This window comes from Trueperaceae bacterium (assembly GCA_031581195.1).
Taxonomy (GTDB): domain Bacteria; phylum Deinococcota; class Deinococci; order Deinococcales; family Trueperaceae; genus SLSQ01.
Window position 1 is genome coordinate 1 of the sequence record JAVLCF010000022.1, and the last position, 11,142, is coordinate 11,142.

The 11,142-nt window shown below is 72.8% G+C and carries 9 protein-coding genes; 7 read left to right on the top strand and 2 right to left on the bottom strand.

The window, feature by feature from the left end; genetic code table 11:
- On the top strand, positions 1-1,010 hold a 1,010-nt coding region (locus RI554_03355), incomplete at its 5' end, for a dockerin type I domain-containing protein (GenBank protein MDR9391046.1).
- Here RI554_03355 and RI554_03360 read toward each other — a convergent pair.
- Positions 1,007-2,569 (bottom strand): aldehyde dehydrogenase family protein, encoded by a 1,563-nt coding sequence (locus tag RI554_03360; protein ID MDR9391047.1) that lies wholly within the window; start codon positions 2,567-2,569, stop codon positions 1,007-1,009. The genes RI554_03355 and RI554_03360 overlap by 4 nt on opposite strands.
- Positions 2,570-2,781: 212 nt before the next feature.
- Between RI554_03360 and RI554_03365 the strand changes: the two genes are divergently transcribed.
- Together RI554_03365 and RI554_03370 are read left to right on the top strand one after the other, a co-directional pair.
- The gene (locus RI554_03365; protein ID MDR9391048.1) at positions 2,782-4,245 is read left to right on the top strand and encodes a hypothetical protein; all 1,464 of its coding nucleotides are present in this window, start codon (positions 2,782-2,784) and stop codon (positions 4,243-4,245) included.
- A 48-nt stretch (positions 4,246-4,293) separates the two neighbouring features.
- On the top strand, positions 4,294-4,872 hold the full coding sequence (locus tag RI554_03370; GenBank protein ID MDR9391049.1) for a hypothetical protein: 579 nt from the start codon (positions 4,294-4,296) through the stop codon (positions 4,870-4,872).
- Between the two features lie 40 nt (positions 4,873-4,912).
- On the opposite strand, the gene RI554_03375 is transcribed toward RI554_03370, so the two are convergent.
- The gene (locus RI554_03375) at positions 4,913-5,221 is read right to left on the bottom strand and encodes a hypothetical protein (GenBank protein MDR9391050.1); all 309 of its coding nucleotides are present in this window, start codon (positions 5,219-5,221) and stop codon (positions 4,913-4,915) included.
- Positions 5,222-5,301: 80 nt separating this feature from the next.
- On the opposite strand from RI554_03375, the gene RI554_03380 reads away from it, so the two are divergent.
- The 4 genes from RI554_03380 to RI554_03395 form a co-directional block, all read left to right on the top strand.
- Positions 5,302-7,449, top strand: a complete 2,148-nt coding sequence (locus RI554_03380) for a S8 family serine peptidase (GenBank protein MDR9391051.1) — start codon at positions 5,302-5,304, stop codon at positions 7,447-7,449.
- A 103-nt stretch (positions 7,450-7,552) separates the two neighbouring features.
- The gene (gene uvrA / locus RI554_03385) at positions 7,553-10,417 is read left to right on the top strand and encodes an excinuclease ABC subunit UvrA (GenBank protein ID MDR9391052.1); all 2,865 of its coding nucleotides are present in this window, start codon (positions 7,553-7,555) and stop codon (positions 10,415-10,417) included.
- Between the two features lie 34 nt (positions 10,418-10,451).
- A complete protein-coding gene (locus tag RI554_03390) occupies positions 10,452-10,931 on the top strand; it encodes a hypothetical protein (protein MDR9391053.1) in 480 nt (159 codons plus the stop codon).
- A gap of 4 nt (positions 10,932-10,935) precedes the next feature.
- On the top strand, positions 10,936-11,142 hold a 207-nt coding region (locus RI554_03395), incomplete at its 3' end, for a hypothetical protein (GenBank protein ID MDR9391054.1).

Sequence of the window (11,142 nt, forward strand, 5' to 3'; positions counted from 1 at the left end):
GCTTCGCCCTCGACCCCGACGGGGACGTCGCGGAGGCGAACGAAACGAACGCGGTCGCGACGGCGTCGTTCACCGTCGCGTCGCCCCCACCGAACGACGCGTTCGCCGACCGCATCGCCCTCGACGGGGCGTCGGGCGTCGTGACGGGCACGACCGAGCTCGCGAGCCGCGAACCGGGCGAACCGGACCCGACGTACTACGTCCCGCCCGGCGCGTCGGTGTGGTGGTCGTGGACGCCGGACGCCACCACGCGCGCGACGTTCGACACCCGCGGCAGCGACTTCGACACCGTCCTGGCGGTGTACGAGGGCACCGCCCTCGACGCCCTCGTGCCCATCGCGTACGACGACGACGAATCGACGGGGGACGCCACGATGACCAGCCGCGTGACGTTCACCGCCCGCGGCGGCACGCCGTACGCGGTCGTCGTCGACGGCTACACCGACGCCGACGCCGCCGACCCCGCGCCGGAGACCGGCGCGGTGCGGCTCACCTGGTCGAGCGACCCGGTCGCGTGCGACGTGGCCGCCCGCGACCTGCGGCGCTTGGGCGACGCCGACGGCGACGGCGCCGTCACCGCCGCCGACGCGTTGCGGGCGCTCCGGGCGGTGGAGGCGCCCGCCCTGCAGGCGGTCGGGGACGACCCCCTCCGGGCGGAGGGCCGCCACCTCGACCTGGACGGCGACGGCGCGACGACCCGGGCGGACGCCCAGGCGCTGCTCGACGTCGCGACCGGCGCGGTGGAGGCGCCCCGCCTGCACGCCGCGCGCACCGCGCTGACGCTCGGGCGGGGCGAGGTGGGGTGCGTGGTCGTCGGCAACGCCGGCGCCGGCACGCTGCCGCCCCTGACGGTCGAGGCGGGCCCCGGCGCGTGGGCGCGGGACGTCACGCCGGCCGGGATGGGCCCCGGGCGGGTCGTCGCGGTCGTCCGCGACGGGGAGGCGGGCGGCACCGTCACCCTCGACGCGGGGCCGGCGGGCACGGTGCGCCTGGACGTCGCCGCGCCCTAGAACAGGTCGCCGACGTCGACCGGGTCGCCCGGGTCGACGTAGCCGGTGTCCATCTGCGCCAACTGCAGCGTGCCGGAGACGTCGTCGTTCACGCCGTGCCACCAGGTGTACGCCTCGAGGACCCACATGCCGGACTCGCGGGTGCCGTTCCCACTGCCCTTCGTGCCCCCGAACGGCATGTGGGCCTCCGCGCCGTTGGTGGTGTTGTTGATGCTGGTCATGCCCGCCTCGATGCGCGACTTGAAGGCGTACGCCCCCTCGCGGTCCTGCGTGTAGATGGCGCTCGAGAGGCCGTAGTCGACGGCGTTGGCGACGTCGATCGCTTCGTCGACGCCGTCGACCTTCACGAGGTTGATGGTGGGCCCGAAGATCTCCTCGCGGAACTGCCGCATGTCCGGCGTGACGTCCTCCCACACGGTCGGCCAGCCGTAGTAGCCGGTCGTCGGGTCGCCCACCCACCCGGCGGGGGCGTTGCCCTCGGTGATGCGGCCCTCCCCGTAGAGTTTGGTGGCGCCGTCCTCCGCCCCCCAGGCGTAGTGCTCCTCCCAGCGCTCGTAGAAGCGGCGGTTGATGAACGGTCCGTACAGGACGTCCTCGTGCAGCTGCGGATCGCCGATCTTCACGTCGCGGACCGCCTCGAGGAAGCGACGCTTGAAGGCGTCGTAGATCGGCGCGTCGATGATCACGTTCCCGGCGCTGGTGCAGCGCTGCCCGCCGGTCCCGAACGCGCTGAACAACGCGCCGTGCACCGCGTTGTCGAGGTCCGCGTCGCGGAGGATGACGAGCGGGTTCTTACCGCCCAGCTCGAGCGTCGGGTGCAGCAGGTTACGGCCCGCGATCGCGCCGACCTCGCGCCCGACGCGGGTCGAGCCGGTGAAGGCGAACTTGTGGACGCGCCCCTCGTCCATCATCGAGATGAGGTGCTGCCCGGCGGCGTCCTTGCCGCCCCCGAACACGACGTTGACGACGCCGGCCGGCACGCCGGCCTCCTCGATGAGCCGCACGAAGGCGTACCCGGACGCGGGGGCGTCCTCGCTGGGCTTCCAGACGATCGTGTTGCCGGTGACGAGGGCCGGGATGATCTTCCAGGAGGGCACCGCGACCGGGAAGTTGCCGGCGGTGACGATGCCGACGACGCCCAACGGGCGGCGGTAGGTCGTCAGCTCCTTGTTCGGCATTTCGCTGGGGACCGTCTGGCCGTACAGGCGGCGGCCCTCGCTCTGGAAGAAGGCGCACGTGTCGATCGCCTCCTGCACCTCGCCGCGCGCCTCCTTGAGGGTCTTGCCCATCTCGCGCGACACGAGCCGCGAGAGGCTCTCCTTCTCGCGCTGGATGGCGCGCCCGATCGTACCGATCAGTTCCCCGCGGACCGGCGCCGGCACCGCCGACCAGGCGGGGAAGGCGTCGTTCGCCGCGTCGCAGGCGGCGCGCACCTCGTCCGGGCCGGCTTCGGGGAACACCCCGACGACGTCGTCGTGGCGGCTGCTGTTGCGGCTTTCGAAGGTCGTGGCGGAGGCGACGTCGCGCCCTCCGATGCGATGGGCGTAGGTGCGGGCCATGGCGTCCTCCTCGGGCGCGCCGCGGGGGCGCGCAGGCGCGTGTGGGGCGAGCCTTCGCCCCGGTGGGTTGGGCGGAGGCTAGCACGGCCGGTCCGACGGGCCCGCGGCCCACCCCCGCACGCGCGGAGGGGGCACGCGGCGAAACGCCGTCGCAGGCGGCGTCGCCGCGCAGAATCCCCGCAACATAATTTTTTTTATGTTATTCTCCAAACGTGGAGTGGAGGTTCTACGGACGCGACGAAGAACGGGATCTCGTCGGCCGGATGGTGGACCGCGAGCGCTGGTTCTTCGCGCGAATCACGGGGCGTCGCCGGATCGGCAAGACCGCCCTCGTGCGACACGTCCTCGAGCGTCGCCCGCGTCGCCCGGTGGTGTACGTCCAACTCCCCGATGCCGGCCCAACCGGCGTGCTGGCGGCCTTTCGCGATGCGCTCGACGTGTTCGACGTTCCCCACGACGTCGTGTCCGCCCCGACCACGCTCGTTGGCCTCGCCCAAGCGGTGCGTACCCTCGTCGAACACGGGTACGTCGTGGCCATCGACGAGTTCCAGTACGCCAATCGTGCCGCGATCGCCCCCCTGACCTCCCACGTACAGGCGGTCGTCGACGACCTGGCCGCCACGTCACGCCCGAACGTCGGCGGACTCATCGTGCTCGGGTCGATCCACGCGGACCTCGTCGCCCTCCTCGAGGATCGCCGCGCTCCACTCTACGCGCGCACCACCGACGAACTCGAACTCCACCACCTGGACGTCGCCAGCGTCCTCCGCATCCTCGCCGACCACGCCACGCCCGACCCCTACCGGTTGTTGTTCTTCTGGAACCTGTTCGAGGGGATCCCGAAGTTCTACCGGGACGCCTTCGAACAGGGCGTCCTCGCCGCCGACCGACGGGACGCTTTGTCGGCCCTCTTCTTCCGTTCGTCCTCTCCGCTGCGATCCGAAGCCGAACGGTGGTTCCTCGCCGAACTCCGTGGCCGGTACGACACGGTCCTGAAGTACGTCGCCCGCCATCCCGGGTGCACGCACGGCGACCTCGTCGATCACGTCCGCAGAACCGAAGCGGACGACAGCCGTCAGGTGGCAAGCTACCTGAAGGCGCTCGAGGAACGATTCGCCATGATCGAGCGACGCCACCCCATGTTCGCTTCTGCGAAGGCACGCAAGAGCCGCTACTACGTCCGCGACAATTTCCTCCGCAGTTGGCTAGGGGCTCTGCAAGCCCCCACGAGCGCCCTCGCGTTTCGCCCCGAAGCGGACCTCGTCGCGCGCGCCGACGACGCGCTGCGCAGAGTGGAGGGGTACGGTCTCGAGCGCTTGGTCCGGACGCTGTACGAGGAGCGCAGCCGGAAAGGGGTCGGCGATTTTCCGCTCGGCGAGGCGGTGGGAGGGTTCTGGAATCGCGGAGACGCGGACATCGATCTCGTCGCGACCCACGCCGACGAGCGCCGCCTCCGCGTCGGGACCGTCAAGCGAGACGCCGGACGCCTCCTTCCCAGCCTCGACGCCCTCCAGGCGAGCACAGACGCGCTCCTGAGGCGCGTCCCTCGCTACCGAGGATGGACGATCGAACCCGTCGCCGTGGCACCCATCGTCGATCGCGACCTTCGCGCGGCGCTCGAGGCACGCGGCGTCCGCGCCCAAGATCTCCACGACCTCACCCACGATCTCCTCTGACGAACCGGACGACGCCCCCGCCCCCCACCCGCCGGTATCGTTCACGCCATGCCGCTCGCCCCCAAACGCGTGACGATTCACGCCGTGCAGTTCGTCGGCACGAACGTCGAGATGACCTGGACGGTGGACCCGACGGACCTCGACGACGCGACCCCGGAGGCGGTCCTCCGGGAGCTCGACGCGCTCCTCGCGTCGAAGCTCCGCATCCACGCCGCCGACCCGACCGGCACGCTGGACGGCCACCCGCGCTTCAGCGTGATGGGCTCCCCCCTGGAGCGGTTGTGGCACAAGATCGGCCCGCCGATGACGCTCACGATGATCAAGCACGCCTCGGCGACGCTCGACCTCTCGGAGCAGAACCTCGTCCGGCAGGGGCAGGGCCTGATGCGGACGTACGGCGACGCGGACCCCGGTACCCCCTGGACGCCGTGGGACGCCGGGAAGCTCCTGGGGCTCCTGCTCGCCACGCCCACGCTGCACGCGCACGGCCCGGTGCGGGTGTTCGACGTCGCCGTCGAGGACGGGGCGTTCCCGCAGGCGATCCTGCCGACCTTCGAGGCCGATCAGGCGGCGGCGGGCGGCGTCCCGGTCGCGCTGCCGAGCGGGCTCCGCGACGCGTTGGCGTGAACCCCACCCCCACCCGGGAGCCCGGCGCCCGCGCGGCGGGTCAGCGGAAGCTGACGAGCGCCACGTAGTACGCGACGGTGAGCACCACCGGGAGGCCGGAGACGCCGACCGCGATCGCGTTCGCGTTCGCGAAGAAGGCGACCGCGGCGGCGGCGACCGCGGCGAAGGTGACGAACGGGTACGCCCAGAAGCCGGTCAGCCAGGCGCCCGACAGCTCCACCTGCGAAATGAGGCCGGCCCCGTTGCCGTACGCGAGGGCGGCGATGATCCAGAACAACAGGACGGCCATCGCCCCGCCGACGCCGGCGAGGAGGCCCAGGATGGCGCTGATGCGATCGATCTGCGGCATGCGCGGAGGATAGCACCCCCGCCCCCGACCGGCCGCACGGGGGGACGCTCGCCGTCGCACGCGCGGGCTACCGTGACGGCGTGTTCGGCCCGAGCCCCGCCCCCCCGTCCGCCTCGCCCCTCCGGTCTCCCCACGGGATCCGCGTCGCCGTCCCCCTCCTCGCCCTCGCGTTCGCTCTTGCGGCCTGCGAGATCGGCGCGCCGGCGCCCGACCCCGGTCGCCTGGAGGGCAGCGTCCGCTCCGCCCGCGTCATCGCCGACGACGCCCCGCCCTTCCGGGCCGGCGAGATCGTCGTCGGCTTCGCCGGCGGGCCGCGCCTCCGGCCGGCCGGCACGCTCCGCGTGCAGGGCACCCCCCTGCGCCGCACCGGCCGCATCGGCGCGCTCGACGTCGCCCGCTACGACGCCCCCGGCGCCGACGAAGAGGCGACCCTCCGCCTCGCCGCCGCCCTGGCCGAACGGCCCGACGTGCGCTACGCCCACCCGAACTACCTCGTGCGTACCCTCCGCACCCCGAACGACCCGCTGTACCCGGACCAGTGGCACTACCCCGCCCTCGATCTGCCCGGCGCGTGGGACGTCACGACCGGCGACGCGGACACCGTCGTCGCGGTCGTCGACAGCGGCATGGCGGTCCGGATCGGGGATCCGGGGGCGTCGCACGCCGACCTGTACGACCGGGTGATCGGCGGGTACGACTTCGTGAGCGACGCCGCCACCGCCGGCGACGGCGACGGGCGCGACGCCGACCCGTACGACCCGAGCGCGTTCAGTCACGGCACGCACGTCGCCGGGACGATCGGCGCGTCGACGAACAACGCCATGGGCGTCGCCGGCGTCGATTGGCGCGCGGGGCTGCTCAACGCCCGCGCCCTGAACGGCGACGGTCTCGGCACCGTCTTCGACGTCGCCGACGCGCTGACGTGGTCGGCGGGGCTGGCGACCGACGACGCCCCGACGAACCCGGATCCGGCGCACGTGATCAACCTCAGCCTCGGCGGGGAGGGCAGCTGCTACCCGGTGTTCCAGGACGCCCTCGACCGGATCGAGGCGTCCGCGCCGCAGAGCGCGATCGTGGTGGTGGCCGCCGGCAACGAGGCGGTCGACGCCGGGACCACCAGCCCCGCCAGCTGCCGCGGCGTGATCGCGGTCGGGGCGACGACGCGCGACGGCGACCGCGCCTGGTACTCGAACCACGGCGCATCGATCGACGTCATGGCGCCGGGCGGCGACGGGACGGACCCCATCTACAGCACCAGCCCCTACGGCGGGGACCGAAACGCGTACGTCGGTACGACGGGCACCTCGATGGCCGCCCCGCACGTCGCCGGCGTCGTCGCCCTGATGAAGGCGCTGGACCCCCGCCTCGACCGCGCCGCCGCGGAGCGGGCCCTCACCGCGACCGCCACGCCGCTCTCCGACGCCGCCTGCGGGTTCGCGGTCGGCGGGAGCGAAGCGTGCGGCGCCGGCCTCGTCGACGCCCGCGCGGCGCTGCTCGCGATTCGCGACGGCGGGCTCCCGACGCGGCCCGGGGCGCTGGCGTTCGATCCCCTCCGCCTGGACTTCGGGACGGACCTGGACGCGGCCACCCTGACGTTGACGAACGACGGGGACGAACCCCTCGACTGGCGCCTGGACGGCGTCGCGGGCGCCGACGCGAACCCCGCCCCGCTGCCGGACGACCTCCTGACGTTCGCCCCCCGCGAGGGCGCGCTGGCGCCCGGCGCGCAGGCGACGCTCGACGTGGCGCTGCGGCGCAGCGCCCTGGACGAGGCCGGCACCTACGCCTTCGACGCGACCTTCGAGGTGGACGGGGGGCGCGACGCCGCGACGTGGTCCGGCGCGCTCATCGCGGAGTCCGAGCGCCCGCCGCTGTCCGGCCCCATGCGCCTCGAGGCGCGCCGGCGCACCGACGGCGGGACCTTCGAGGCCACCAGGACGCGCGAAACGCCAGGGGTGCTGGGCGACTACGCCCTCGACGTGCCACCCGGCGTCTACGTCGTGCACGTCTGGAGCGACGAGAACGGCGACGGCGTCCGCAACGCCGGCGACTTCGAGGGCCGCAGCGCCGGCGAGGTGACGGTCCGCTCCGGCGTCACGCGCCGCGGCGTCGACGTGACCCTCGAGGAGATCGTCGGGCGCGACCCCGTCGGCGGGGCCCGCCCGCCGGGCGGGCCCCCCGCCCCGCTCTCCCGCCCGGCTTACGGTTCGCCCGGGCCGCTCTGGTAGACTGCTCCGCTTACGCGGTGGGCCGGCGCTCCGGCGCGCAGCCCCGACGCGCGAGGCGGACGGTGATCGCGCGCCTCGATTCCGCCCCCAGGGAGGCCATCCGTTGCAGGACCTCACGATCCGCGGTGCCCGCGAGCACAACCTGAAGGACGTCGACCTCACGCTGCCGCGCAACGCGTTCATCGTGTTCACCGGCGTGTCGGGGTCCGGCAAATCCACCCTCGCCTTCGACACCATCTACGCCGAAGGCCAACGTAGGTACGTCGAGAGCCTGTCGGCGTACGCCCGGCAGTTCCTCGGCGTGATGGACAAGCCCGACGTCGACGCCATCCTGGGGCTCAGTCCGGCGATCAGCATCGACCAGAAGACGACCAGCCACAACCCGCGCTCCACGGTCGGCACCGTCACCGAGATCCACGACTACCTGCGGTTGTTGTTCGCGCGGGCCGGCACGCCGCACTGCCCCGAATGCGGGCGCGAGATCGCGCGGCAGTCCCCCACCGAGATCGTCGACCGGATGCTGGAGCGCTACGCGGACCAGCGCGCCATGCTGCTCGCGCCGGTGGTCCGCAGCCGCAAGGGGGAGTACAAGAAGCTGTTCGAGGACCTCAAGAAGGAGGGGTACGCCCGCGTGCGGGTCGACGGGACCGTCCTCACGGTCGACGAAGCGATCAAGGCCGACCTGGAGCGCTACGAGAACCACGACATCGACGTCGTCGTCGACCGCGTGAAGCTGACGCAGGACGACCGCGCCCGCCTCGCGGAATCCACGGAGTTGGCGCTCGCGCGCGGCGACGGCCTCATGCGGGTGTTCCTGCCCGACGACGGCCACGACGAACTGTTCAGCGAACGCTTCGCCTGCCCCGAGCACGGCACCTTCCTCGAGGAGCTCGAGCCGCGCGTCTTCAGCTTCAACAGCCCCTACGGCGCCTGCCCGCACTGCAGCGGGCTGGGGTTCCTGCAGCAGTTCGACCCCGAACGCATCGTGCCCGACGAATCGAAGTCGTTGGCGCGCGGCGCGATCCAACCGTGGACCGGCGCCAACGACGGCGGCGGGAAGGTCTTCTACTGGGACCGCCTGAAGGCGCTCGCCGACCACATGGGCTTCGACGTCGACGTGCCCTGGCGCGACCTCCCGGACGACGCGAAACACGTCATCCTGCACGGCTCGACGGAGCCGATCGAGGTCGTCTACCGGCGCGGGGGGCGCGAAACGATGCGCTTCGAAGCGGAGTTCGAGGGGGTCGTCGCGAACCTCCAGCGGCGCCTGAAGGAGGCGGGCAGCGAAGCGGCCCGCGAACGCCTCGAGGCGTACATGAGCCTGGTGCAGTGCAGCCACTGTCACGGCACCCGCTACAAGCCGGAGGTCCTCGCCGTCACGGTGGCGGAGCGCAGCATCGCCGACGTCTCCAACATGACCGTCCTCGAGGCGGGGGCGTTCTTCGGCGGGCTGGACCTGCCCGGCGCGGGGGGCGAGATCGCCCGGCCGATCGTCCGCGAGGTCGGCAACCGCCTCGGGTTCCTCGAGGACGTCGGGCTGGACTACCTCAGCCTCGACCGGACGGCGAACACCCTGTCGGGCGGCGAAGCGCAACGCATCCGCCTCGCGACGCAGGTCGGCAGCGGCCTCACCGGCGTGCTGTACGTCCTCGACGAACCCTCGATCGGGCTGCACCCGCGCGACAACGAACGGCTCCTGACCACCCTCACTCGGCTGCGCGACCTGGGCAACACGTTGATCGTCGTCGAGCACGACGAGGACACGATGCGCGCCGCCGACTGGATCGTCGACCTCGGGCCGGGCGCGGGCGTGCACGGCGGCGAGGTCGTCGCCAGCGCCGCCCCCAAGGACCTCGAGAAGGACGCCGGCAGCCTCACCGCCGCCTACCTGCGCGGCGACAAGGCGATCGCCCTGCCGGAGTCCCGGCGGCCGGGCAACGGCAAGAAACTGGTGATCAAGAAGGCGCGCGAGCACAACCTCAAGGACGTCGACGTCGAGATCCCTCTCGCCACCATGACGTGCGTGACGGGTGCGTCGGGCTCCGGCAAGTCGACGCTGGTGCACGACATCCTGCACCGCGCCCTGGCGCGCGACCTGTACCGCGCGAAGGCGACGCCCGGCGCGCACGACAAGATCCTCGGCACCGAACACGTCGACAAGGTCATCGAGATCGACCAGAGTCCGATCGGGCGGACCCCGCGCAGCAACCCCGCGACGTACACCGGCATCTTCACCGAGATCCGCGACCTGTTCACCCGCGCGCCGGAGTCCCGCAAGCGCGGCTACAAGCCGGGCCGCTTCAGCTTCAACGTCAAGGGCGGCCGCTGCGAGGCGTGCAAGGGCGACGGCACCGTCAAGGTGGAGATGTACTTCCTGCCCGACGTGTACGTCCCCTGCGAGGTCTGCAAGGGCGCGCGGTACAACCGCGAGACGCTCGAGGTGAAGATCCGCGGCAAGTCGATCGCCGACGTCCTCGCCATGACGGTCGAGGAGGGCCTCGCCTTCTTCGAGAACATCCCCGGCATCGCCCGCAAGCTGCAGCTCATGAAGGACGTCGGCCTCGACTACGTCAAGATCGGGCAGCCCAGCCCCACCCTCTCGGGCGGCGAAGCGCAGCGCGTGAAGTTGGCGTCGGAGCTCGGCAAGCGCGGGACCGGCAAGACGCTGTACATCCTCGACGAACCCACGACCGGCCTGCACTTCGAGGACGTCGACAAGCTCCTCGGGGTGCTGCACCGCCTCGCGGAGGGCGGCAACACCCTGCTGGTGATCGAGCACAACCTCGACGTCGTCAAGACCGCCGACTGGATCGTCGACCTCGGGCCGCACGGCGGCGCGCACGGCGGGGAGGTCGTCGCGGCCGGCACCCCCGAGCAGGTCGCGGACACCGAGGGCTCGGCGACCGGCGCGTTCCTGCGCCGCCTCCCGGAGATCGAGGCGCGCCTGAAGCGCGAGGGAGCCGCCTGAACGACGTGCGCTACGATGCGCCCGTGAGGCCCGCATGATCCGTCCCGCTCCGCCCGGCCGCGCCTTCGCGGCCGGCGCGGCGTTGTTCCTCGTCGCCGCCGTGTTCGCCGTCGCCCCCCTCCCGCTGGCGTTCCGCAGCGCCGGCATCGTCGCGGCCGCCTACCTGGCGTTCGGGTTCGGCGGGATGGGCTGGGCGTACGTCGCCGCCCTCCTCGCGCCCCCCGTCGGGCTGTTCGGGGGGGATCCCGACTGGCTGGTGATGCTGCCGGTGGTGCTCAGCGGGAACCTGCTGGCGATGCTGGGGCTCGAGTACGGCTGGCGCGCCCTCGCCCTCGTCCTCTCGCCCGCCCTATTGATCGCGCCGCACCTGACGACGTCCCTGCTGTCGCAACGCGACCTGTTCCGCGTCGTGCTGCCGTGGGAGCCGGGCGCGACGGCGTGGATCGCACTGCACGCCGCGGTCGCCGTCGCGGGCGTCGCGCTGGCGCTGGCGCTCGACCGCCGCCGCGCCTGACGCCGTGCCGGGCGACGCCCCCCTCGACGACGTCCTCGCCGCCCTCCCCGAGCGCCTCCGTCCGGCGCCGGTCGCGGGCGGCGACCGCGCCACCTGGACGCGGACCCTGCGCCGCCTGGCGCGGCGGCTCGGGAGCGCCTGGGGGTCGCTCTCGCTGGAGGAGAAGCGCGCCCTGTACGCCGTCGCGGTGCGCATCCTCCACCGCGCCCCC